A 23,860-nucleotide genomic window follows, 5' to 3' on the forward strand; every position below is an offset into this window, starting at 1 on the left:
AACAAACAGGAGGCGCGGATTATGTCGGTTAGTCTGAAGAGCTTGAAAATCTCTCAGAAAATCCCCCTGCTCGTGATCGGTTCGGTCCTGATTCTCGGGCTGGCGCTCGGGGGCACCGGTGTCTTTCAGGCACAATCGCTGGCGCATGAATCAAATCAAAACAAATTGTCCGGCGTGCTTTTAGCCAAAAAACAGGCTATCGGTGATTATCTGAAGGGCGTGTCGGCGAATCTGCATTTTCTGGTCTCCAACAGGACTGTCGGGATTGCCGTTTCGCGCTTCTCGTATGCCTATCTGAAATTCAAGGATCCTGCGCTTTACAATAATTACGAAGATGCCCCGAGACTGGAATTGCAGCGCCTCTTTGTCGATGAAAATCCCAATCCGGAGGCTCGTCATCTCTATGAGGGCAATGACGATAAATCCGACTATATGAAGCAGCATGTTCGATACCATTCCTGGTTTGCCGAGGAAAGTCTGGCCCGGGGATATGATGATCTCTATCTGATCGACGGCGGCGGTAATCTGGTCTATTCGGTCTTCAAATATCAGGATTTCGGCGAGAATCTTCTGGAGGGACTGTTCAAGGACAGCGGCCTTGCCAAGGCCTTCCGCGCAGCGGCCGAAGCCGCGGAAGGCACGCAGATTTTCATCGATTTTGAAGCCTATGAGCCCAATGCCGGAAAACAGGCGGCTTTTGTTGCCGAGCCCATTTATACGAATGGGCGCTATAAGGGGGTGCTGGCCATCCAGCTTCCGGTCAGCAGGCTGGACGCCATCATGCAGACCGTGGCTGGCTTGGGCGACAGCGGCGAAACCTATCTGGCCGGAACCGATGGATTGTGGCGCAGTAATTCAAGATTGTCCGATGATCCGGCGCTCATGCGGTTTGAGGTGATCCCGGCCGTGGTCGAGGCGGCGGTCAAAGGGGAAAGCGGCTCTGATACCTTCGTCAATCCGGTGGGGATCAAGGTCCTGGCTGCCTTCGCCCCCTTGGATTTCCTGGGACATCGATGGATCGTCGTGGCGTCCCAGGCGACGGGGGAAATTGGCGCGCCGGTCCGCGAAATGCAGATGATCATGCTGACGGTCACTGCAGTCCTGCTGGCTATCATTGTCCTTGTAACGATAGTCGTTTCCCGCGGCATCACCCGACCGCTCACCACCATGACCGGCGCCATGGAGGATCTGGCCGAAGGCGGCTTGGACGTTGAGGTGAAGGATGAAGGCCGCGGCGACGAGATTGGCGCTATGGCTAGGGCGCTGACGGTTTTCAAGGAGAATGCCGCGGAGCGTCGCCGCCTTCGCGCCGAGCAGGAAGCGGAATCCGTTGAACGGGAAAAACGTGCCAGGGCGCTGGACGAATTGGTCAGCCATTTCACGCAATCGATGCAGCAGGCGGTGGAGGCGGTTTCTCAGGCTGCGGCTTCCATGACACAAACCGCACGGAGCCTGTCCGAAACCGCGAGGGATGCGGACCGTCAGGCGAGGGAGGCGGCTGGTGCATCCAACAGTGCATCGGAAAATGTACAAACAGCGGCGGCAGCCGCCGAACAACTTTCCGCCTCCATCCGGGAGATCCACCAGAATGTCTCTCAGTCGACCGATATGTCGTCGAGGGCATCTTCCCAGGCGCGCGACACCAACAGACAGGTGACCGGCCTGGTGGAGACCGCCGAGCGGATCGGTGAGGTGGTCAGTCTGATTTCCGACATCGCGGAACAGACCAACCTGCTCGCCCTCAATGCCACCATCGAGGCGGCACGGGCCGGCGATGCCGGCAAGGGTTTTGCTGTGGTCGCCAGCGAGGTGAAATCGCTTGCTACCCAGACCGCAAGGGCGACGGAGGAGATTTCCCAGCAGGTGGCCGGTATCCAGTCGGCGACAGGCGCTTCCGCCCGTTCGATCCGGGAGATCAGCGATATCATCGGCGAGTTGGACACGATATCCACCTCCATCGCCTCCGCGGTGGAACAGCAGGGAATGGCAACCCAGGAAATCGCCCGCAATGCCCAACATGCCTCCGGCAGCACGAGTGCGGTTTCCGAAAATGTCTCTGCCGTCTCTGGTGCGGTGGCACAGACCAATGTGGCGGCCTCAAGCGTTCTGGAGGCTGCCGATGCCTTGTCGAAACAGGCGCAGATTATGCAGCAGGAACTGCAGGGTTTTGCCGCCAGGATCAGGTCAGTCTGACGAATATCGTCAATCACCGCCCCGTGGTAGGCGCCTTGATTTTGAGGTTGCGATACCTGCGTTCCACTGATCCGCCGAAAGGCGGGTCTTTGTTTGGGATGGATATTGTCTGTCGTCAGAACAAATGGACATTGTTCAAACGCAAGGGCAATACAAGACGCGGGGTTCCCTTCCCGGGGGCCGCCACCGGCATCTGAGGGATAAAGCAGCCCTCACCCCTGTGGCGGGTATTTTATTCCGTCCATGTGCGCACGTTCCAGGATGTCCAAATAACTACCGTCTCTTCTCATGTCGGCCAGGCCGGCGTTAAACAGATCGACAATTCGCTGGCCTTGGCGGTGCTTCTTCGAAACAATAATATGCAACGTCAATTCAGATAGCGGCGGCATTAGGAAATCCACATTGTCCTGTTTATCGTGGAACTGCGTTGCCAGGATGTGATGCGCAAGACCTTCATCCAGTGGCGTCAGGTCTGCCCGCCCGATCAAAACCATCTTCAGAGCCTTAATCTTGTCAGCCACTTCGTATTTTTGCAGATACTCGGCTGCATCGAACGCCGCTTCATGTACGGAACCTCGCTCGACAGCAAAGGTGTAGGGACGCAAATCCATGAGTGTACGCCAATGAATCCTCAATGATTTCCTCTTCACAAAGATTAACCTGTTTACCAGAATCGGTGCACTGTAAAGGAATTCCTTTTCTCGCTCTGTGCTACGCCAGGCACAAATACTGGCATCGTCTATAAGGTGTCTCGTATTGAACAGTGCGCGGGCCCAGGGGTAGGTATGCAATTCCGTCGTCAGCCCTTCTCTGCGAAAGGCTTCGCGGACAATCTCCGTAGCGACACCACCCTGCGCCATTCCAGAATCCACATAAGGCGGCCAGTCACTGCAGTTGATGCGTAAGACAGGTTCACCACCCCAAGCCTTCTGTATGAGTATGCAGGCGAGCAGGGTAACGATCAGCCCCCAAAACAACCGGGTCCTGCAGGTAGGGAATAGGGAACGTTCCAGAAATGTGTGCGGTATTCCGCTCATAATACGTCACCAGCAGTTACTCTTTCCCCTAAGCTGAAGCAGGCTAGCAGGCTGTGATTTACCCGAAGTCACTTTAAGCCAATGTGGGCCCATGACCTACAGAAAATACCGTCATAGTGTCTTGGCCTTTGAAGACAATTCCGCCAATTCACGTTTCATGACCTGGGCTTGCCGGGCCAGGGAGTTAGAGGGGCATTGTCAGATTAGAACCCGACACAAATTTCTTTCCGGCATCTGCTTAAGAGATATGGATATGTTCCGGCGCAAGTTGTCAGTGACAAATGGCGACCGACAATCGCAGCATTGAAGGCCCGTATTCCATCAGCACAAAACCTTTGAGGCAGTGCATCACGAGGGGCCTGTTGAGGGGCGGGACCCCTCGCATGGGCACGATCGATGCGGGTGGATGATCTTTTTTGATATTTACAAAAATAATATAGTATGATTTTTTAGCGCAACATAAATTCGAAAAAACAAAAAACCATAATCGAATGAAATCAATGACAGGGAGGAAATGAACAATGCGTAACAAGTCATGGATCGGTTTGGGAGTTCTCGTCGCGACGACGTTGAGCGCGTCAGCCGCCATTGCCCAGACAATCGGTTTTTCGCAGATCGGATCGGAATCCGGTTGGCGTGCCGCCGAGACGACAATCACTCACAACCAGGCTGAACAGAGGGGCATCAACCTGAAATTCGCAGATGCGCAGCAGAAGCAGGAGAATCAGATCAAGGCAATCCGATCCTTTATCGCGCAGGGTGTAGATGCCATCCTGCTGGCGCCGGTGGTGGCAACAGGTTGGGATTCCGTGCTGAAAGAGGCAAAGGAATCTGAAATCCCGGTCGTGCTTCTCGATCGTATGGTGGATGCACCGAAGGACCTCTATCTGACCGCCGTTGGCTCGAACCTCGTTCATGAGGGACGTGTGGCCGGCCAATGGCTGGTTGATAAAGTCGGCGGCAAGAGCTGCAATATCGTGGAGCTTCAGGGGACCACCGGCTCCTCGCCTGCCATTGACCGGAAGAAGGGGTTTGGGGAGGCGATCGCAGGCCATGACAATCTGAAGATCATCCGCAGCCAAACCGGCGACTTCACCCGTACCAAGGGCAAGGAAGTCATGGAGAGCTTTCTCAAAGCCGAAAATGGCGGCGCCAATATCTGTGCGCTCTATGCCCATAATGACGATATGGCCGTCGGGGCTATTCAGGCGATCAAGGAAGCCGGCCTGAAACCCGGCAAGGATATCCTGATTGTCTCCATCGACGCAGTGCCGGACATCTTCAAGGCAATGGCTGCGGGCGAGGCAAACGCGACCGTCGAGCTCACGCCGAACATGGCGGGGCCGGCTTTCGATGCGCTGGATGCCTACAGGAAAAATGGCACGATGCCGGCGAAGTTTATCCAGACCGAGTCCAAGCTCTACACCCAAGATGACGACCCAATGGCGGTTTATGAGGTGAAAAAGGACCTGGGATACTGATCTCTCTTGAAAACGATCGGCCAATAGGGGCCGAAGACTGGCGGTGAGGCCCGCGTTCATGCGCATTGGTATCGTATAGATCGCGGGCCTCACCGGCCCTCTGTCGTAATCAAGGAGGCCGAAGTGTCGAATGGTAATAACCCACTGCTCTGCGCGACATCCGTAATGAAGGTTTTTCCTGGTACGATCGCCCTGGATGGGATCGATTTCACCCTCGAAGCGGGAGAAGTTCATGCCTTGCTGGGCGAAAACGGCGCAGGTAAATCAACCCTCATCAAATGTATTGGCGGTGCACACCGCCGCGACGGCGGCGACATTTTACTCGAAGGCCGCGCGATCAATCCCCGGAGCACGCAGGAGGCGCAGGAGCTCGGTATCGGGAGCGTCTATCAGGAGGTTAATCTCCTGCCAAACCTGACAGTCGCCGAGAACCTCTTCCTCGGCCATCAGGCAACCCGCTTCGGTATGATCTCCCGCCGCGCGATGAACCGCGAGGCTCAGGAGTGCCTGTCACACTATGGTCTGGAAATTGACGTTAGGCGAAACCTCGACAGCTATTCGGTCGCGGTTCGGCAGGTTATCGCCATCGCCCGTGCGGTCACGCTTTCCGGCAAGGTCCTTATCCTCGACGAGCCAACGGCCAGTCTCGATGCACAGGAAGTTGAGATGCTGTTCGACGTAGTGCGCACGCTTCGCGACCGTGGTCTTGGCATAATATTCATCTCGCACTTTCTCGACCAGGTGTTCGATATTTCGGATCGTCTGACGATCTTGCGCAACGGGCGCTTGATCGGGACGGAGCGCGCCGCAGATATTGATCGCATACAACTCGTCAACCTGATGCTGGGCCGCGAACTGCAGGAGGAGACGCGTGTCATAGGCCGCGCAGATCGCCCCGAAGACGCGCCGGCGATCCGATTCAAGTCGTTTGGCCGTTCGGGACATATCGCGCCGTTCGATCTGGAAGTCCGTGCGGGTGAAGTCATCGGTGTTGCCGGCCTTCTCGGCTCTGGCCGGACGGAGACCGCCGAGGTGCTGTTTGGCGTCGCGCGGCATGATTCCGGAACGGCCGATGACAAGGACGGGCCAATCGGCCTCGATACACCCCGGGATGCCATCAGCTCTGGTTTCGGGTTCGCCCCGGAGGATCGTAAAAGCGACGGAATCATTGGCGATCTGTCGGTTCGCGAAAACATCATTCTGGCGCTGCAGGCACGTTCGGGATGGACGAAGCCGTTGCCTGTACGAGAACAGACGGAAATGGCCGAGGAGTTCGTGCGCAGACTCGACATCCGGACCGAAAACATTGAAAAGCCGGTGGGCCAGCTGTCCGGCGGCAATCAGCAGAAAGTTATGCTGGCGCGTTGGCTGGCGACCAATCCGCGCTTCCTCATCCTCGACGAGCCGACCCGCGGTATCGACGTCGGCGCGCATGCCGAGATTATCCGGTTGATCGAGGAACTCTGCGCGGCGGGCATGTCACTGCTCGTCATTTCATCAGAGTTCGATGAACTCGTGACCTATAGCCACCGCGTGATCGTCGTGCGCGACCGCCACCATGTCGCGGAATTGATCGGTTCGGAAATCACGACGGAAAACATGGTCTCGGCCATTGCAGCATCGGGCAGGGGAGCCGCGGCATGAATATATCTCTCGACCTGCTGAAGCGAATCGCCCCGCAAATAGCCGTGCTGGGTATTGTCCTCTTGCTGATTGCGGTGGTGTTCCCGGGCTTCTTCGATATCAGCGTCGCGAACGGTCGTCTGTTTGGCAGCCCGATCGATATCCTTAACCGCGGTGCGCCGGTTGCACTACTGGCCATCGGCATGACGCTTGTCATCGCGACAGGCGGGATTGATCTATCGGTTGGCGCCATCATGGCGATCGCGGGCGCGGTGGCGGCGTCGGCCATCGATCAGGAAATGGGGCTGGCGACGGCTTTGGGGCTGGCCCTTGGGGCGGGGCTTCTCTGCGGAATCTGGAACGGTTTTCTGATCGCGATCCTGGGCATTCAGCCGATTGTCGCCACCCTGACCCTGATGGTCGCGGGCCGCGGTATCGCCCAGCTCATTACGGAAGGAGCTATCCTGACCTTCACGCATGAGGGATTGATCTATATCGGCGCGGGGGCGTTCATGGCGATTCCAATGCCGGTTCTGATCTGGATCGCCGTCGGGATCGCTTTTGCGATGGTTGTCCGTCGAACGGCATTGGGGCTTCTCATCGAATCGATCGGTGTCAACCGTCGGGCGAGCATGCTGGCGGGGATTAACACACGTGTCCTGCTGGTTGCTGTTTACATGGCATCCGGTCTTTGCGCTGCAGTGGCCGGCGTAATCGCGGCTGCAGATATACAGGGCGCGGATGCCAACAACGCGGGCTTGTGGTTGGAAATCGATGCGATTCTCGCCGTGGTGATCGGCGGCACATCGTTGCTCGGCGGGCGGTTCTCGATCCTCGCATCGCTCATCGGCGCGATGATCATCCAAGCCGTCAACACGGGAATTCTACTGTCCGGTTTCCCGCCTGAGTTCAACCTCGTTATCAAGGCAACCATTATCCTCGTCATTCTCGTCCTGCAGTCGCCGCGGGCCATGGCGGCCTTTCGCACAGTTCGGACCAAGCGAAAGAACGTGGTAAATGGGGAGAGCATCGTCCAATGAACACGCGCACGCTTCCTCTCATGGCGACCATCGCCATCTTTCTCGTGGCCTATGCGGTGTGCTACGCGCAGTTTCCCGCGATGCTTTCCACGCGGGTCATCGGCAATCTGATGACGGACAACGCGTTCCTCGGAATTGTCGCGGTCGGCATGACGTTCGTCATCCTGTCCGGAGGGATCGACCTGTCGGTCGGCTCGGTGGTCGCGTTCTCGGGGGTGTTCATCGCCGTTGTTCTGCGCGACACTTCCCTGCCGCCGCTCCTGGTGTTCGCGCTCCTTCTCGTCATGACGACGGCGTTCGGGGCCTGCATGGGGGCGCTGATCCACTATCTTGAGATGCCGCCCTTCATCGTCACATTGGCGGGAATGTTCCTGGCGCGGGGGGCGGCCTACGTGCTGACGCTGGACTCTGTGCCGATCGACCATGCGTTCTTTGATCAGCTCCAGGGCATGTATTACCTGATGCCGGGGAAAGGCCGGTTGACACTTATAGGCGGCCTGATGGCGCTCGTTGTTTTGATGGGTATGTTGGTGGCGCACCGGACGAAGTTCGGAACGAACGTCTATGCCTTGGGGGGCGGCCTGCAGACCGCCAAACTCATGGGTGTGCCGGTCGGGCGTACGATGATTCGGATCTATGGGATGTCGGGCTTCTTGGCCGGGCTGGCGGGGATTGTGTTCTCGATCTACACCTCAGCGGGCTATCCGCTGGCGACCGTCGGTGTCGAGCTGGATGCGATCGCCGCCGTTGTGATCGGGGGGACATTGCTGACCGGCGGCGCCGGGTTTGTATTCGGCACCTTCATTGGCGTGATGATCATGGGCTTGATCCAGACCTACATTATCTTCGACGGCACCCTTTCAAGCTGGTGGACCAAAATCGTAGTTGGTATTCTCCTTTTTTCTTTTATCGTTCTGCAAAAGGCTTTGGTCTGGATATCGAGCCGGGAGCGGGCGAGGGCGCGACTTAGGGAGACGGGTTAGATGGCGTTGCTCAAATCGGCAATGGCAGGACGGGCCTCGCGAAACAATCACACATTCGTGGTCAATGAGCTGGGGGCTGCGATTGTCGGTGGAGAAATCCCGGTCGGAACACTATTGCCCCCGGATAGTGAACTCGAGGAACGGTTCGATGTATCGCGGACCGTCCTGCGCGAAGCCATGAAGACATTGGCGGCGAAAGGACTGGTCTATCCTCGCGCACGGGTGGGAACACGGGTCAATGACAGTACGAAATGGAACCTTCTCGATGCGGACGTCCTCGGTTGGTATTTTGCCATAGGTATTACTGATGAGCTGTTACGTCACCTTTGTGAAATGCGGCTTTCGTTCGAACCATTCGCCGCGAGTCTCGCTGCGGCGAATGCCTGCGCGGAAGATATCGCGGCCCTGAAGGCCTTCGCCGATAAGATGGCGGCCTCCTGTTCGAATGAGGCGTTCGCGATGGCGGATCTCGATTTTCATCTGACGCTTCTCGCCGCGTCAGGGAATCCTTTCATGTATTCGGTGGGCAATCTGATCGAGGCGGCCCTGACGCTGGCCTTCGAGACGAGTTCGCCAGCCGAGGATCCTGAAAGACGGTTGAAGGTCGCGCATTCTCACCGCCTTGTGGCGGAAGCGATCGAGGTGCGCGATGGAACGGCCGCCACCAAGGCAATGGAAGCGGTTATTAGGGAGGGCGCCCGCCGCATTTCAAAAAATATAGAGGAGCGGGCGTGAACGGGGCGCGTCAAGACGTTCCAGGAGTGCCGGACATTGAAGCCGTGGCGATCTCCGGGCATGGCCTGTCGGCGCGCTTCCTCAACTACGGTGCAACGCTTCAGGACCTCAGATTGGCGAGCGTCGATCGATCGCTGGTGCTGGGCTTCGATGAACCGGTGGATTATCTACGCCATGCCGATCAGTATTTCGGGGCGATGGCCGGGCGCTACGCGAATCGGATATGCGAGGGACGGGCTGTCATCGGCGGCCGGGCTGTTCAGCTTGACCGGAATTTTCTCGACCGGCATCTGCTCCATGGGGGGCGCGACGGCAGTTCAATGCGTGTCTGGCGGGTGGCAAGCAGGACGACCTCCTCAGTCACTTTTGTCGACAGGCTGCCGGACGGGCATATGGGGTTCCCCGGTTGTCTGGATGTTCAAGTCACGTTCGAGATTCTCTCCGGTCCGGCGCTCTCCCTCGAAGTCGAGGCCGAAACAGACGAGGAAACCCTCTGCAATTTCGCACATCACGCCTATTTCAACCTGGGCGGTAGTGCCTCAATCGAAGGACACCGGTTGCGCATTATAGCCGATCGGTATCTGCCCGTGACCGACACGCTCATCCCGACGGGGGCTTTGGCGGCAGTGAAGGGCTCGCCGTTCGATTTCCGGAAAGACGCCGTCCTGACCGCCGAACGGCTCTCCACTGGTTACGATCATAATTACTGCCTGGCAGAGCGGCGCGTGGATCTGCGACCGGTCGCGCGGCTGTCCGCACCAGAGGGTGATGTGACCATGACGATCGAGACGACGGAGCCCGGCCTGCAGTTCTACGACGGGGCCGGCATCAATGCGGGGCCTTACCGCGCCTATGCCGGATTGGCGCTGGAGCCGCAAATCTGGCCGGACGCACCCAACCACACAGGGTTTCCGTCCGCCCTGTTGCGGCCTGGCGAAACATACCGCCAGCACACGGTCTTCTCTTTTGCTCAGAGCCATCCGCCGGAGGCATTGCCACGTTGACAATGCCATTTCACCAATTGAAGGGGCTTGGCCTGAAGGGCTCCAGTCTACGACAAGGTTGCTATAAGCAGGTTCGCCTCCGGTAAGCTGAACCCCAAGTTTGGACCACTGCAGTTTTCGAGAAAACTTCAATACGATCTAAACAAGTGGGAACAGGCATGCGTGTTCCCGATGGTCGGCCGTTTGCACATGGCCGGGTTTTTCCTGTTCGCATTGCGGTTTGGCATAGGGGCAGCGTTTGACGAAGTCACAACCCTTGGGCCGGTTTAGCAGGCTTGGTACCTCACCGGAGATCGACACATGCTTGCGGCGACGGTCCGGATCGGGCTGAGGCACGCCACGCACGAGCGCCTCCGTATAGGGATGCGCCGGGTTGTTGAAGATTTCTTCGGCGTTGCCCTGTTCGACGACGCGGCCCAGATACATGATCGCCAGGCGGTCACTGATATGCCGGACCACCGGCAGATTGTGGGTGATGATCAGATACCCAAGGTTATGTTCCGCCTGCAGGTCCGCCATCAGGTTCAGGATTTCCCCCTGAACTGATACGTCCAGCCCCGCGGTAGGTTCGTCGGCGATAATCAGTTTCGGGTTCAAGGCAAGAGCCCGGGCCACGCCTACACGCCTTGCCTGACCGCCGGATAATTCATGCGGATAGCGTGCCAAAAGCGGTTTTGGGAGTCGCACGAGATCGGCGAGCCGTTCCGCTTCCTCATCCAGGTCGACATCCGTGATGCCGTGAATCTGGAAGGGTTCCGTGATCAGCGCACGGATGGACTTGCGTGGGCTGAGCGAACCGATCGGGTCCTGGAACATCATGGCCATGTCCCGGCGCAAAGGTTTGAAGCGCCTTTCTGTCATATTACGAATTTCCCGGCCTTCGAACCGGACAGAACCGTTATAGGCTGCTGCGAGGTTCAGGATCGTCCGGCCCAATGTCGTTTTGCCGGACCCGCTCTCCCCCACCAGACCGACCGTCTCGCCGGGGCGAACGGACAGGGTCACGTCCAGTACGGCGTCGACGAAGGGGCGCTTCACACCATGAATCTTTGCTTCGATACCGCTCATGGTGCGGAAACGGACATTCAGGTCACGCACATCCAGGACCGGCGTCGCTGTGTTGGCGGAAGGGGCCGAAGATTGCACAGAGCTATATCCTGTCTGAACAGTCAGCTTATCCAGCGGCGGCAGCCAGCTCTCGTCCCGGTATGGACCGTCCAGGAGGTGACAGCGTGCCATGCCGCCTTCATGGGTATCCGCCATGGGGGGCGTTTTGTCCCGGCAGGCCGGTAATGCCTTTTGGCAACGGCTTGCGAAAATACAGCCGCGCTGTGGCAGGGCCAGGTCTGGAATGTCGCCGGGAATGACCGGCAGTTTGCTCGAGCGCTCCATAATTCGTGCGGGATCACATTCTAATAGGGCACGGGTATAGGGATGCTGCGGGTTGTAGAAGATTTCGCGCACATCCCCCGCTTCCACGACTTCACCGGCATACATGACAACCACATCGTCGCAAAGCTCCGCGATCAGGCCCAGGTTATGGGAGACCACGACGACGGTCGCTTCCAGTTCACGCTGCAATTCCTGCAACAAGTGAATGATCTGCGCTTCCATGGTGACATCCAGGGCCGTTGTCGGCTCGTCTGCCAGCAGCAGTTTCGGTCCGGTGAGCAGGGCCATGGCAATCCCGGCGCGTTGTCGCATGCCGCCGGAGAAATGGTGCGGATACTGGCGGATGCGTGCCTCCGGGTCCGGAATGCCGACTTTTTCCATCATCTCCACGGCCATCCGGAATTTTTCTGAATTGGGAAGGCCCGGGCGGCGGTAGAGGATATCCAGCATCTGACGTCCATAGGTCAGGACAGGGATCTGTGACGTCATCGGATCCTGGAAAACAACAGAGATATCCTCGCCGCGTTTGGCGCGCAGCGCCTTTTCACTGAGCTTCAACATATCCTGATCGCCAAACAGGATTTTGCCGCCGGTGACATCGGCATTGCCGGCCAGCAGGCCCAGGATCGACCAGAGGACCGTGCTTTTGCCCGACCCGCTTTCGCCGACGATGCCGACAATGCGGTTCTTGCGCACGCCGAAACTGATATCCCTCAGGGCATGGATGCGCCCGCGGTTTGTCCGGAAATCGACGCAGAGATTTCGGATGTCCAACAGATTTTCCATGATTAGCGTCCCTTCGCCATGCGCGGGTCAAAGATGTCTCGCAACGCCTCACCCAGGAAAGTGAAGCCCAGCGTGGTCAGGATCAGGGGGATGCCCCCGGCGATCACCATCCAGGGGTTGTCCCGGATAACCAGATAGCCTTCATTCAGGATCGTGCCCCAACTGGCTGTCGGTGGCAGGACGCCAAGGCCGAGGAAACTGAGCCCGGCTTCGATTGTCACCACAACCGGTACATCCATGGCCGCCAGGATCACCAGAGGCCCGATCACATTCGGCATCACGTGATGAGCCAGGATACGGGGCATGCCGGCACCAAGCGAGCGTTCTGCCAGGATGAAATCGGTATTCCTGAGGGTTAGGGTGGCCGTCCGTGCCATGCGGGCATATTGCGGGATCGACGTGATGATCACGATGGCCATGACCAGTTCCAGGCTGGGCCCTGTCAGCGCGACGGTGGCCAGGGCCAGGACGATGGTCGGGAAGGCGCGGACCGTGTCGAATAACAACAGCAGCAGGTTATCCAGCCATCGCGGTCCGTAGCCCGCCAGCATGCCGAGAACCAGGCCGACCGACAGGGCGACCGATACGCCGATTGCCGCAATCTTCAGCGCGACCTGCCCGCCAAAGAGAATACGCGAAAAGGTATCGCGGCCCAGCTGATCGGTCCCGGCCAAGTGGTCCATGGTCGGAATCGACAGTCGTGCCGGAATATCGAGGGCATTGGGGTCGTAAGGCGCCAGCCAGGGGGCGAAAATCGCGCTGGCGAAGAAGGCCAGCACCAGGATCAACCCGGTCATGCCCTGCCAGTTCCGGGTGAATTGCAACAATTTCTGTCGGCGCTCACGCGCGGCGGATTCCCGAATATATTCTTCGGAAAGATGGTCCGGCATGCCAGCGGAATCGACGCTTGGGATGCCGGTTTCTGTATTAGAGGGATTCTCGGACACGGGGATCAAACCAAGCTATCAAGAGGTCAGAAAACAGGACGATGCTGATATATAGCGAAGTCGCTACAAGCACCGCGCCCTGCACGATTGGAAAGTTCCGGGCCATGACGGCGTCGAAGATCAGCTTGCCGATGCCGGGCCGCGCAAAGATGATTTCGGCGAATACCGCGGATGAAATCAGACCGCCGAACCCCATGCCGATCAGCGTGATGGTTGGCAACACAGCAACCCTCAGCGCGTAGCCGTAAACCACCCGGCGGGGTTCCAGCCCGAAGGCATGGGCCGACCGGATGTAGTTTTCCCCCATCACTTCCAGCATGGAGGCGCGCACCATCCGCGAGACGTAACCAACCCAGCTAAGCCCGACGGCAAATGCCGGCAGGACCAGATGCGATATCTGGTCTCCCAGGTCACCGGGCTCACCGGCGCCGATTGCCGGCAGCCAGCGCAGGACCACGGCAAATATCAACAGTGACCAGATCGAGACCACAAAGGATGGAACCGCAATGGTGCCAACAGACAGAATACCGACGATGCGGTCCATTGCCGTATTGGGTTTGACGGCCGCGAGGCAGCCGATGGGAATGCCCAGCAGGATCGCCCATCCAAGACCGGTCGAAACCAGCGCAAGGGTGAAGCCGATACGTTCGCCAATGATTGTTGTGACGCTTCGGTCGGAGAACACGTCCACGCCAAGGTCGCCCATGGCGGCGTTTTTCACATAGATCAGGAACTGCATCCACACGGGCTCGTCCAGATGCATTTTCGCTGCATAGCGGGCGACAGCTTCTGGCGTGGCCCTGGGGCCCAATGCGATCGTCGCCGGATCCCCCGGTATGAGATGCAAGAGAGAAAACAGCACCAGAATGACAGCGAGAACCACTGCTAATGCCAGCCCCAATCTCTTCACTAGGTAAATAATCATTTTGACCGTTCCCTGCTTCTGTAATGCGGGCAGACCTTTGGGGGACAGCTCGGGCAGGGACAAGCCCTGCCCGGATACCCGGTCCTACGTCCTGGTGAAGCGGCGATAGTTCAACTCCCCGGAGGGGGAGGAATTCACATTGATCGAGGAGCGGTGAACAAAGGTTTCCGGCTCATGGTTGATCCAGACATAAGCACCGGTTTCTTCCATGATATCCTGCATCTTCAGATAGATCTCACGGCGCTTGGCATCGTCGGTCTCCACGATACCCTGCTGATATAGCGCATCATATTCCTCGCTCGTCCAGCGCTCCCAGTTCCAGATACCGACCTGGCTGGAAACAAACCACTGGGAGGCCTCATAGGGGTCGGGAGTCGTGCCGAAACGCATCAGCCACAGTTCCAGGTCCTGCCAGGTGTCGCCTTTGCTTTCCTGGCCCATTTCCCAGAACGGACCGCTGTCCAGTGGCATGACCTTTACCGTGATGCCGATGGCCGCGAGGTTCGCCTGGATGATCTGCGCGGCCAGCACACGTTCCTGCTGGTTTAAGGTCCGCAGGGTCAACTGCAGGCCGGAAACGCCGGCTTCTTCCAACAGAGCCCGGGCCTTGGCCGGGTCGTAGCTGTAATATTTGGTCGCGTCGCGTTGCCCGATCAGGCCGGGGCAGACGATGCCGTGTGATTTGCGCGTTGTGCCGGAATAGGCCCCGGCCAGGATCGAATCCACGTCAATGGCATGCTGGATTGCGCGGCGGACCTTTTGATCCTTCAGCTTCGGATGCTCGGTATTCATGCCCATCCACATATACTGAAGCTCGCCGCCAACGGTGATTTCCGACCCGGCGGGCATTTCCTTCTGATAACGCGCCAGCGTGTCTGAGCCGATTTTGGTGCAGTCCAGCTCACCGGCCTCGAAGGCCAGTTCGGCGGCTTTGACTTCCGTAATAACGTTGGCTTCCACCCGTTCAAAGGCCGGTTTGGGGCCGTTCCATTCCGGGTTGGCCTTAAAGGTAGCGCGCTGACCGGGCGTTTGTTCGTAGGTATAGGGGCCGCAGACCGCCGGGAACTTGTTGGTGAACTTGCCGCCGACATCCTTGACGGCCTGTGCGCAGACAATCGCACCCGGACCATGGCACAGGGTAATCATGATGAAGGGCGCAAAGGCCGTATTCAGGACAATGGTGCCGGTGCGGTCACCGGTCACTTCAACATGATCCAGGGCGGTGAAATAGCCCGACCAGTCGGATTCCTTCATCCGTTCATAGGAAAACTTGACGTCGGAGGCTTTGACCGGGCCATAACCGTTGGACCAGACAAGCCCTTCTTCAAGTTCGAAATCGATGTGGGTGGGGTCGCGCTGCTCCAGCTTTTTCACGAAATAGGTTGGCTGCCAGCCGAAGGTTTCCCCGTTTCGCGCATATTCCGCCAGGAATGGCAGACACTGTTTCTGGGCTTCGATCTCGGTTGCGCCGGTCATATAGCCGGGATCGAGAATTTCATTGTCGCTATCAAGGCGCAGCTTGAGCACGTTGCCGTCCGCATAGGCGAATTTCGGCAGTCCTGGCAGCAGGCTGTAGGCGCCAATCGCGGCGGTCGAGGCCAAAAAGGCGCGCCGGGATGTGGTTAAACTCTTCATTTCTCTCTCCTGTTTGGTATTTTTTGGTTGTTCCGAAATCTTGGCGTCACTTGCATTTCCCCCTTCAAGTGCACCACGAACCCCGGGGGTGAGGTTTGTCTGTTAAACCAGGTTGCGTGGGATGCGTTTGTCCCATTCCCGGCTGTAGACCAACTCGTCGCCCTCCCATGCCTTCAACGATGCTTCGATGATGAAGTCGTCCTTGTCGGAGGTCAGGCGGGTGGCAGTCTCGCTACGCATGGACCAGTCGTCGCGCTTGAAGCCACATTCCCAGAAGACCTCGCCTTCCGCGGAGGACTGGTCGTCCGGATGAATGCGGTAGCGTTCGTATCCCTGGTTTTTCACCGTGAGGTCGTTCGAGACGATTTTGTACAGACCGGCACCGTCAGCCAGACGCATCTCCACAGCACCTGTTTCAGCGTCATTGACGATTTCCCAATAGCAGTCGGGCTCTTCGATCTGTTCGGTTTCCAGCGCTGTCGCCGCTTCGGCGAGCAGGAAGTCTGCAAGGGTGTTATCCGCCGCAACCGGTTCCCGCAGGGGCAACTCCAAGGTGCTGCCGTCGGTGTGCAGTGTCATGGTTACCGGCTCCGGTGCTGGCCAGATCATTGGGAAATAACTGGTTGAAATCGCAAGTCGTATGCGATGTCCGGCGGCGAATTGTTGCGCCACATGCTTCATTGGCACGGTGACGGTATAGACTTTGCCCGGCTCCAAGGGCTCGGGATGTTCATGACTGTTCCGGTGGGTCAGGTTCAGAACGCCATAGGAAACCCGTGTGGATCGCCCATTCGGGTCAACATCAACGATACGTGCGGCAACCTGAGCCATTGGGCGATCCACAGACAGTTTCAGGGTCAGATTGGCATCGCCGGCCATCTCCAGCGGCGTCTCCAGTGGTGCCGTCTCAAAACACAGGCTTCCAGCGTCGTCCCCACGCTGATCAATCGGGGCATCACCCGGCTTGGCATAGCCGCACCATTTGCCGGAGGCCATGCCGACATCCAGCGGAGACTGATGTGTCAGTGCGCCGCATTGCGACGGCTTGTCGCGCCCCAATATGCCGTCCGCGCCAAGATGGAAGGATGTGCGGTCGATATTCGGCGACGGCCAGCTTGGTTCCGCGACCCAGCGGCCCTCGCGGCTTTCGTGCCAGCCTTTGGGCGCCACGCTTTTCTGCATGAACAGGCGCAGCGTCGGTTCATCCATAATGCCGGTCTCTTTGCCTTTCAGCCAATGATCCCACCAGCGCAGTTCCTCTTTCAGGAAGCCGATCGCCGGGCCCGGTTCGCCGATATGCGGGTATTTATGCGCCCACGGACCGATCAGGCCCTTTTTGGGGCCTTTCAGGTTTTCCATCAGCCTGAAGACACTGCGGCAATAACCGTCCGCCCAACCGGAGACTGCATATACGGGAATCTGGATAGCGTTCCAGTCTTCGCAGACGGAACCGTGTTTCCAGAACCTGTCGCGTGTCTGGTGTTCCAGCCAGTTTTTCAGCCAAAGGCCGCTGCCTTCGAGGCGTTCCATCCACAGGTCTCGCCATCGGTCCCCTACATTGCGGGGGTCGGGTGGCAGGGTATTGCGGCCAAACATGATCGACGCCCAGGAGAGCTGCTCACCCAGAAGGCAGCCTCCCATATAGTGGACGTCGTCGGCATAGCGATCGTCTGTCGAGCACAAGGTGATGATCGTTTTCAAGGCTGGCGGTTGCATGGCAGCGATTTGCAAACCGTTGAAACCACCCCAGGAAATGCCGATCATGCCGACATTGCCGTCGCACCATTGTTGGTCGGCAATCCACTGAATGGCGTCAAAGCCGTCCTGAAGTTCCTGCGCCAGATATTCGTCTTTCATCAGGCCTTCGGAATCACCGGCCCCGCGCAGGTCAAGGCGGACAACCGCATAACCATGGCCCGCCAGATAGGGCTGCATGGATGCGTCGCGGCCTGCGGTATAGTCATTCTTTCGATAGGGTAGGTATTCCAGAATGGCGGGCACCGGCTTATCTCCGGCGTCTTCCGGCATCCATACCCGCGCAGCCAGGATGCAGCCATCCGGCATCGGTACTTCCATATGTTCTGTTTCTTTTATCGCGCAGGGAAAGGACGACACGTATTTCATGGACGACTCCACTCAGAGAAAACGGAATTGGATGGCTGTGCATCAACAGCAGCCATTGTCGCGCCAGATCGCGTCTTATTACAATTGCGCGACATTTCGCGACTTGACACGATAAGCGCTTCAGTATGCTTTATTTGTTGGATCACAGATGAGCAGTCCTGGGGAGAGGATCAACAGATGTCAGGGGAATTTGCCGCCAACCTGTCGTTGTTGTGCAGTTACCATCCGTCAATTGCGGAAGTATGCCGGAAGCTGTCATTCAACCGCCAGCAGTTTAACAAATACCTGAGCGGCAGGTCGCGGCCGTCGCGCAGCAATATGCGGCGTATCTGCGATTTCTTCGGTGTGACGGAAGCGGAAATCCTACTTGAACCGGCCCAGTTTGAAAACATGATTGCGGTCAAACGCCGCCCGGTGGCGGAGAGCGCGCTCAGCAAGCCGATGCGGCATTTGGAGACCCTGTACCAAACCAGCCAAAGCCTGGAGCGGTATGTTGGATATTATTACCGCTATTTCTATTCCTTCGGGAATGCAGGCAAGATCATCAAGTCCCTTGCTACGATTTACGAGGAAAACGGAAAATATTTCTGGAAAAATATCGAGCTGATACGCACATCGTCTTCGGGGAAAACGACTGCCTTGAACAAATATGATGGGGCGGTTTTCTTCCTGGCGGACCGCATTTACATCGTGGAATACGAAACCCTGCAAAAGAACTCCCTGACACAGGTTACGCTTTATCCCTGTTATCGCAGCAGAGTAGACGTTCTGGCTGGGATCCAGACCGGCGGCCCGGTCCGGCGCGGTCGGCGGCCCGGCGCATCGAAAGTAGTACTCGAATATTTGGGGCGCGATGTTGATGTTCGTAAGGCGTTGCGCGGTTCTGGACTGTTTGAGGCGGATTCACCCGGGCTCTCTCCGTCCATTCTTGAGATGATCAACAACATCATTCCTGAAGGCAGTTATGTTCTGGATGTAGATGAACCTTAGCTCGCTCTCTCTTCCATTATCAGGACTGCATTTAATAACTGTTTCCTGTCAGGGCTTAGCCATGCGCAGCAACAGAGGGAACCGCATGTTCTCTTCTCCTGTTCCCGTGGTGTCAGTCGCAACAGATCGCTTCCCAGTGTTCAACCTTGGGATTGAAAAATCCGGATTTGCGATAGCCCTTTTGAATGAGGCCCCTAGCACGCATGTCGTATAAACCAACCTGAAGGGCATCGAATACCTGTTTGGAGTGAGGGAACTTCTTGGAAAGGGCGACATGCCGGGACCCGGGCAGAACGACTTTTAATCCGGGAACGGGGATGAACTTCTTGCCGTTTATATACTGTGACAAGTCATCTGCGCCCGGAAATTCGCCGACGAAGTAATCGGCTCTCCCATGTAGAACCAACATGCCCATTTGAACATATTCGGGGACGCTGACCTTTGGGACACCCATGCGCTCCAGGGCTTCCCAGTCATATAGCCAGTTTCTACTGGAAGCAGCCCTGAATTTCCTCAATTCTTCGAGCGACTTGACGGATAGCACAGCCTTGTGGTCGGGGCGGGTATAGAGGCCTTTGACGAAGCTGCCCACCGGCAGAACCGCGGTGCTCTTGTACAGGCTTTCATCGTTGGCGAAATCTCCCCATGGGAAGTCAACCATGATCATGACCGTCCCTTTTTTCAGTTCGACGCGCGTGCGGGCGGAATTTGGATAGTTCTTGAAGGAATATGTTGCCTCGATTCCCCCCAGCCGAACGGCCCGGCAGAGGATAAAGAATTCCAGTGTCGTGCGCAGCCACTCCGCCGAGAAGAATTCATCCTGCGCGCAGGCGTCCGGATATTGCTGCCAGGTCCGGATAATGCGTGGTGCAAGGCTGTCCGAGACGCCAACAACGATTTCGACGGGTTTTGCAATGGCGGATTCAGACCACAGGAGCGACACATGGGCAAGAAACGCAAAGATCGCAGCGAATGCTACTTTTGACAGCAAGTGGCGCATTCGACCTTCCCGGCCCAACCCCTTGCCGAGACGGCAATATCTTTTTTTCGTTCCCGGACTGCCGGGGGTACTCTTCGTTTCAACGGGCGGAGTGAGGGTGTCAAAACCCGTGTATACTTTCATTGCCCGGATGGCTCCTATGTTCACCCCCAATGATAGCAAAATAGGCTACATCTTGGAATCATGGATCAACTTTCCGTATGAAAAGCGGATTTTTAGCCATCTAGACGCGGTAACTGAGCGAGAACCAGAAATACAGCCAGACAAGCATGCTGGATGATGGCACTTGGGAAACAGTGGCGGCAATATGAGATGCTTTTCATAGCCGAACCCTATCACCAGCACTATTCACACGTCAGTTAACGTGACAATGCCATCTGAAGAATTGACGTGCTCTGCGCTACCAGATTCCAGAGAGTGACACTAACTTTGGCAAAGTTGGACAATAACTCTGACAAAAAGTGACAGTAACTGTGACACGCGACAGGGGGGATGGTGATCCCGACAGGATTCGAACCTGTGACCTACAGATTAGGAATCTGTCGCTCTATCCTGCTGAGCTACGGGACCACTGGGTTTTTCTTTAACCCATGAATGGCCGGGCTTCAACCGGACATTTGGTTTGACGGTTACGATGGTACCGCGATAATTCCCCCTGTCTTTTAAGGGGAGAGGAATGCGGCACAGTATTATCCTGCTTTGTTGGTTTTTTGTGTTGGCGGGATGTGAGGTAAGCAGGAGCGATTTCTTCCCGCCGGGGCCGACTGTGGACCAAAACCAGGCATTCCAGATTGCCGATCCTGCCCGCAAGATTGTTGTGATCTACAATCACGGGACCGCCCGTGTGGACAGGCCGTCGGCATGCAACAAAAGGGATACGCCGGAAATCTGGCGGGATTTGACCGGGGAGACGATCGCGGGCCGAACGGTCTATGTCTATTACCTCTGCTCGGATGTCTTCGGGGATGACTATATCTATCACCGGGCGGAGGAAATCGAGGCGGCCCTGGATTTGTTCCGGGCCAAGGGTGTGCCCGCCGCACAGCTATTCCTGGCCGGGCAATCCGCCGGGGCGTGGTCGTCCATGGTTGTTGCCCGGAAAGCGCCGCAGAAATTCAATGCGATTATCGCAACGGCGCCCGCCTTCGCAGGGCATTGGCAGGGGCGCAGCGCCGATCTGCAGGCCTGGCAGGATTTCGAAATTTCTGAAATTAAGAAAATGACGCAGATGAAGGCGCTGATCTATGCCTTTGAGGGAGACGCCTATAATCGGCCCCGGGACCTGGTCTTCCTGGCCGATATTCCCGGTGTGGATTTCGAAACACTTTCCTGGCGGGCGATTAACGGCACGGCCTGTGAAAGCCGCCCGGCAAAGGCGCATAGCACCGCGCGCCGGCATTGTTTCACCGTTACGCAAATGGCGCGGATAAAGGCCTATATTGCGGAAAGCGTGGGGCGGGTGGCCGCGGTTACTTCATTAAAGTAGCCCCCTTCGGAAGGGCCCGAAGGGGGGGCACCTAACCGGCCATGGGAACGCTTGGTGCTTCCGCTTCGTAGAGCCGGTCGGTCGCGAGGACGGTGTCTTTGGGAAATGGTTCGGCCTCGGCATATTTCTTGTAGATCGGCACGAAATCCCGTTCGCAGGCCTCGAACAGGTCCTCGAATTTCTCCACCACGAAATAGGTCTTCTGGTAGTCGTCGATGGCGTAATCCGTGCGCATGACCCGTTCCAGGTCAAAGCCGATGCGGGTGGAGCGTTTGTCGGTCAGGCTGTAGACGGTCTCACCGCTGGACGACAGAATCCCGGCGCCATAGATGCGCAGGCCTTTGTCTGTGTTGATCAGGCCGAATTCGACCATATACCAATAGAGCCGTGCGAGGCATTTCAGCCCGCCATGTTTGATCGCCTCAGGACCCTTCCTGCCATAAGCCTCAAGGAAATCGGCAAAGACCGGATCGCTCAACAGGGGCACATGGCCGAAGAAGTCGTGAAAGATGTCCGGTTCCACCAGATAATCGAATTCCTCCGGCGTGCGCAGCCAGACGGTGACGGGAAAGCGCCGGTTTGCCAGATGATCGAAAAAGACGTCGTCCGGCACCAGGCCGGGCACGGCCACGAGGCGAAAGCCGGTGAGTTTCTCCAGCTTGTCACTGGCCTTTTCCAGGTTGGGCACGCCGTCTGCGCAGTCCAGGCGCTGCAACCCGTCATAATAGGCCTGCGCCGCATGGTCCGGCATCAGGCCGATCATGCGCCGGTACAGCCGACGCCAGAGGGAATGTTCTTCGTCGGTGTAGCCGGACCAGTCCTGCTCGACGGTATAGTCGGGCCAGATATTGCTGTAGTCGCCGCGCAGATTGGAAAAGTCCATGTGTTTTTGTCTCCCGGAAATTGCCTGCTTTTTGCTTTTGCGGGCATTTTATCATTACGGCCGGGGTGTTTTGTGGCTAATATATCCTTATATCGCAGTAGAAAGGTCATATATTTAATATTGTTGTCTATCTTGGGGAGGAAAATGACCGGTATTTCATTCAACAAGTCCGATCGGAAAATTCTCGAAGTCCTGCAGCGGGAAGGCCGCCTTTCCAATGTGGAACTGGCGGACCGTATCGGCATGTCGCCGTCGCCTTGCCTGCGCCGGGTCAAGCGGTTGGAAGAGGAGGGCGTGATCGAGGGGTATTCCGCCCGGGTCAACCGCAAGAAGATCGGGCTGGGCGTGATGGCGGCCTGTCAGGTGAAACTGAAAAACCATGATGAGCAAGAGGTTCAGGCCTTTGTTGACGCCGTCGTCGCCATGCCGGAGGTCACCGGGTTTTTCTCCATGACGGGCCGGTCCGACTTCCTGCTTCTGGTGCATGCACCAGACCTGGAAAGCTATGGCCGTTTCGCCACCCATCGCCTGTTGCGCCTGCATAACGTGCAGGATGTGGAATCCGGCCTCGTGCTGGAAGAGTTGAAGAACACAAGGGCGCTTCCGCTGGGCCATCTCGCGGTGGAGTGAACGACTGGTTTAGGCCTTTCTTTTATTACGGGAATTCGTGCTATCCTTGCGTCGACATGATGCGGAGAGGGAGGGGCTGTATGCGTTGGCGCGGCTTTGCGATAATCCTGTTCCTGTTCGTCGTAGCTGTGGGGCGGACGGCGGGGGCGGAAACATTTCGCCTGGGCATTCTGCACGGCAATCCCGAAATCTTCGACTATGAGATCAGCGTCATGAGGCTGGCGCTGAAATACGCGCCGGGTGAGCATGAGCTTGAAATCGTCCCGATGCCCAATTTGACGCAAAAGCGTGTTTTCATGTTGATGGAACAGGGGCAGAGCGCGATTGACGTGTTCTTTTCAGGATATGCGAAATGGCGGGAGGACTATTTCCTGCAGGTGGATATACCCATTACGCGGGGATTGCTGGGGTATCGGGTTTTCGTGATCCGGAGGGAAGACCGCGAACGCCTCGCCGGGATCAGGAGCCTGGATGACTTCCGCCGCAGCGTCACCATCGGGTCTGGAATTGGCTGGCTGGATACCGACATCTTCCGCGCGGCTGGGTTTACCGTGGCGACCGGGCAATATGAAAGCCTGTGGAAGATGCTGGGCCGCAGGCGTTTTGACGCCTTCAACCGCGGTATCCAGGAGGTATTCGTGGAAATGAAACAGCGTGGCGGGCAATACCCGAACCTGATGGTCGATGATAACCTGATGGCCGTCTACCGCTTCGACCATTTCTTTTACGTGAAGAAGGAAGACCAGCGGCGTCACGATTTAATCGAGCAGGGTCTGAAGACGGCCTATGAAAACGGCGCTTTCATGAAGAATTTCTACAATCACCCGATGATCAAGGCAGCTTTGGGCAAGGGGCACCCCCAAACGCGGCGCAGCTTTCACCTTCCCAACCCGTTCCTCAGTGAGCAGGTGAAGGCAATCCCCGAGAAGTATTGGCAGCAGTTCTGACTGTTGGCCGCAGCAGGTC

At 57.3% G+C, this 23,860-nt stretch carries 19 protein-coding genes and 1 tRNA gene; 11 read left to right on the forward strand and 9 right to left on the reverse strand.

Annotated elements, in window-relative coordinates:
- The first annotated feature begins 21 nt into the window (after positions 1 to 21).
- Positions 22 to 2,193: a methyl-accepting chemotaxis protein gene (locus IF205_RS05960; protein ID WP_259782378.1), complete on the forward strand. Its 2,172-nt coding sequence runs from the start codon at positions 22 to 24 to the stop codon at positions 2,191 to 2,193.
- Positions 2,194 to 2,405: 212 nt separating this feature from the next.
- Here the strand turns inward: IF205_RS05960 and IF205_RS05965 are convergent, their stop codons facing one another.
- Positions 2,406 to 3,230 (reverse strand): substrate-binding periplasmic protein, encoded by an 825-nt coding sequence (locus IF205_RS05965; RefSeq protein ID WP_259782379.1) that lies wholly within the window; start codon positions 3,228 to 3,230, stop codon positions 2,406 to 2,408.
- A gap of 521 nt (positions 3,231 to 3,751) precedes the next feature.
- Between IF205_RS05965 and ytfQ the strand changes: the two genes are divergently transcribed.
- From ytfQ to IF205_RS05995, 6 genes are all read left to right on the forward strand, one after another.
- Positions 3,752 to 4,711, forward strand: coding sequence for a galactofuranose ABC transporter, galactofuranose-binding protein YtfQ (ytfQ, locus tag IF205_RS05970; protein WP_311195739.1), 960 nt, complete (start codon positions 3,752 to 3,754; stop codon positions 4,709 to 4,711).
- Positions 4,712 to 4,834: 123 nt separating this feature from the next.
- Entirely contained in the window at positions 4,835 to 6,355 is a 1,521-nt protein-coding gene (locus IF205_RS05975; RefSeq protein ID WP_311195740.1) for a sugar ABC transporter ATP-binding protein, read from the forward strand.
- Positions 6,352 to 7,374: an ABC transporter permease gene (locus IF205_RS05980; protein WP_259782380.1), complete on the forward strand. Its 1,023-nt coding sequence runs from the start codon at positions 6,352 to 6,354 to the stop codon at positions 7,372 to 7,374. The genes IF205_RS05975 and IF205_RS05980 overlap by 4 nt, the downstream gene beginning before the upstream one ends.
- Positions 7,371 to 8,357 (forward strand): galactofuranose ABC transporter, permease protein YjfF, encoded by a 987-nt coding sequence (gene yjfF, locus IF205_RS05985; protein WP_259782381.1) that lies wholly within the window; start codon positions 7,371 to 7,373, stop codon positions 8,355 to 8,357. Before IF205_RS05980 ends, yjfF begins: the two co-directional genes overlap by 4 nt.
- On the forward strand, positions 8,358 to 9,092 hold the full coding sequence (locus IF205_RS05990; protein WP_259782382.1) for a FadR/GntR family transcriptional regulator: 735 nt from the start codon (positions 8,358 to 8,360) through the stop codon (positions 9,090 to 9,092).
- A 26-nt stretch (positions 9,093 to 9,118) separates the two neighbouring features.
- The gene (locus IF205_RS05995) at positions 9,119 to 10,096 is read left to right on the forward strand and encodes an aldose epimerase family protein (protein WP_259782383.1); all 978 of its coding nucleotides are present in this window, start codon (positions 9,119 to 9,121) and stop codon (positions 10,094 to 10,096) included.
- Positions 10,097 to 10,234: 138 nt separating this feature from the next.
- On the opposite strand, the gene IF205_RS06000 is transcribed toward IF205_RS05995, so the two are convergent.
- The 5 genes from IF205_RS06000 to IF205_RS06020 form a co-directional block, all read right to left on the reverse strand.
- Entirely contained in the window at positions 10,235 to 12,274 is a 2,040-nt protein-coding gene (locus IF205_RS06000; protein ID WP_259782384.1) for a dipeptide ABC transporter ATP-binding protein, read from the reverse strand.
- Between the two features lie 2 nt (positions 12,275 to 12,276).
- A complete protein-coding gene (locus IF205_RS06005) occupies positions 12,277 to 13,164 on the reverse strand; it encodes an ABC transporter permease (protein WP_259782385.1) in 888 nt (295 codons plus the stop codon).
- A 37-nt stretch (positions 13,165 to 13,201) separates the two neighbouring features.
- On the reverse strand, positions 13,202 to 14,146 hold the full coding sequence (locus IF205_RS06010; RefSeq protein WP_259782386.1) for an ABC transporter permease: 945 nt from the start codon (positions 14,144 to 14,146) through the stop codon (positions 13,202 to 13,204).
- A gap of 84 nt (positions 14,147 to 14,230) precedes the next feature.
- Positions 14,231 to 15,781 (reverse strand): ABC transporter substrate-binding protein, encoded by a 1,551-nt coding sequence (locus tag IF205_RS06015; RefSeq protein ID WP_259782387.1) that lies wholly within the window; start codon positions 15,779 to 15,781, stop codon positions 14,231 to 14,233.
- A gap of 102 nt (positions 15,782 to 15,883) precedes the next feature.
- Positions 15,884 to 17,857, reverse strand: coding sequence for a CocE/NonD family hydrolase (locus tag IF205_RS06020; protein ID WP_259782388.1), 1,974 nt, complete (start codon positions 17,855 to 17,857; stop codon positions 15,884 to 15,886).
- Between the two features lie 225 nt (positions 17,858 to 18,082).
- On the opposite strand from IF205_RS06020, the gene IF205_RS06025 reads away from it, so the two are divergent.
- Complete coding sequence (locus IF205_RS06025; protein ID WP_259782389.1) at positions 18,083 to 18,895, forward strand: helix-turn-helix domain-containing protein; 813 nt, start codon at positions 18,083 to 18,085, stop codon at positions 18,893 to 18,895.
- 112 nt (positions 18,896 to 19,007) lie between these two features.
- Here the strand turns inward: IF205_RS06025 and IF205_RS06030 are convergent, their stop codons facing one another.
- Entirely contained in the window at positions 19,008 to 19,895 is an 888-nt protein-coding gene (locus tag IF205_RS06030) for a transporter substrate-binding domain-containing protein (protein WP_259782390.1), read from the reverse strand.
- 493 nt (positions 19,896 to 20,388) lie between these two features.
- Positions 20,389 to 20,465 (reverse strand) — tRNA-Arg (locus tag IF205_RS06035).
- Between the two features lie 106 nt (positions 20,466 to 20,571).
- On the opposite strand from IF205_RS06035, the gene IF205_RS06040 reads away from it, so the two are divergent.
- A complete protein-coding gene (locus IF205_RS06040; protein WP_259782391.1) occupies positions 20,572 to 21,381 on the forward strand; it encodes an alpha/beta fold hydrolase in 810 nt (269 codons plus the stop codon).
- Between the two features lie 31 nt (positions 21,382 to 21,412).
- Here the strand turns inward: IF205_RS06040 and phhA are convergent, their stop codons facing one another.
- The gene (gene phhA / locus IF205_RS06045; protein WP_259782392.1) at positions 21,413 to 22,264 is read right to left on the reverse strand and encodes a phenylalanine 4-monooxygenase; all 852 of its coding nucleotides are present in this window, start codon (positions 22,262 to 22,264) and stop codon (positions 21,413 to 21,415) included.
- Positions 22,265 to 22,408: 144 nt separating this feature from the next.
- Here phhA and IF205_RS06050 point away from each other — a divergent pair, with 144 nt between their 5' ends.
- Both IF205_RS06050 and IF205_RS06055 read left to right on the forward strand, forming a co-directional pair.
- Entirely contained in the window at positions 22,409 to 22,894 is a 486-nt protein-coding gene (locus tag IF205_RS06050) for an Lrp/AsnC family transcriptional regulator (RefSeq protein ID WP_259782393.1), read from the forward strand.
- Positions 22,895 to 22,974: 80 nt separating this feature from the next.
- The gene (locus tag IF205_RS06055; protein ID WP_259782394.1) at positions 22,975 to 23,841 is read left to right on the forward strand and encodes a transporter substrate-binding domain-containing protein; all 867 of its coding nucleotides are present in this window, start codon (positions 22,975 to 22,977) and stop codon (positions 23,839 to 23,841) included.
- The last annotated feature ends 19 nt before the right edge of the window (positions 23,842 to 23,860 follow it).

This window comes from Aestuariispira ectoiniformans (assembly GCF_025136295.1).
Lineage (GTDB): Bacteria > Pseudomonadota > Alphaproteobacteria > UBA8366 > Aestuariispiraceae > Aestuariispira_A > Aestuariispira_A ectoiniformans.

Coding starts and splice junctions, on each gene's coding strand:
- IF205_RS05960 (WP_259782378.1), top strand. CDS start 22: ATGTCGGTTAGTCTGAAGAGCTTGAAAATCTCTCAGAAAATCCCCCTG.
- IF205_RS05965 (WP_259782379.1), bottom strand. CDS start 3,230: ATGAGCGGAATACCGCACACATTTCTGGAACGTTCCCTATTCCCTACC.
- ytfQ (WP_311195739.1), top strand. CDS start 3,752: ATGCGTAACAAGTCATGGATCGGTTTGGGAGTTCTCGTCGCGACGACG.
- IF205_RS05980 (WP_259782380.1), top strand. CDS start 6,352: ATGAATATATCTCTCGACCTGCTGAAGCGAATCGCCCCGCAAATAGCC.
- yjfF (WP_259782381.1), top strand. CDS start 7,371: ATGAACACGCGCACGCTTCCTCTCATGGCGACCATCGCCATCTTTCTC.
- IF205_RS05990 (WP_259782382.1), top strand. CDS start 8,358: ATGGCGTTGCTCAAATCGGCAATGGCAGGACGGGCCTCGCGAAACAAT.
- IF205_RS06000 (WP_259782384.1), bottom strand. CDS start 12,274: ATGGAAAATCTGTTGGACATCCGAAATCTCTGCGTCGATTTCCGGACA.
- IF205_RS06005 (WP_259782385.1), bottom strand. CDS start 13,164: ATGCCGGACCATCTTTCCGAAGAATATATTCGGGAATCCGCCGCGCGT.
- IF205_RS06010 (WP_259782386.1), bottom strand. CDS start 14,146: ATGATTATTTACCTAGTGAAGAGATTGGGGCTGGCATTAGCAGTGGTT.
- IF205_RS06015 (WP_259782387.1), bottom strand. CDS start 15,781: ATGAAGAGTTTAACCACATCCCGGCGCGCCTTTTTGGCCTCGACCGCC.
- IF205_RS06020 (WP_259782388.1), bottom strand. CDS start 17,857: ATGGAAGTACCGATGCCGGATGGCTGCATCCTGGCTGCGCGGGTATGG.
- IF205_RS06025 (WP_259782389.1), top strand. CDS start 18,083: ATGTCAGGGGAATTTGCCGCCAACCTGTCGTTGTTGTGCAGTTACCAT.
- IF205_RS06030 (WP_259782390.1), bottom strand. CDS start 19,895: ATGCGCCACTTGCTGTCAAAAGTAGCATTCGCTGCGATCTTTGCGTTT.
- IF205_RS06040 (WP_259782391.1), top strand. CDS start 20,572: ATGCGGCACAGTATTATCCTGCTTTGTTGGTTTTTTGTGTTGGCGGGA.
- phhA (WP_259782392.1), bottom strand. CDS start 22,264: ATGGACTTTTCCAATCTGCGCGGCGACTACAGCAATATCTGGCCCGAC.
- IF205_RS06050 (WP_259782393.1), top strand. CDS start 22,409: ATGACCGGTATTTCATTCAACAAGTCCGATCGGAAAATTCTCGAAGTC.
- IF205_RS06055 (WP_259782394.1), top strand. CDS start 22,975: ATGCGTTGGCGCGGCTTTGCGATAATCCTGTTCCTGTTCGTCGTAGCT.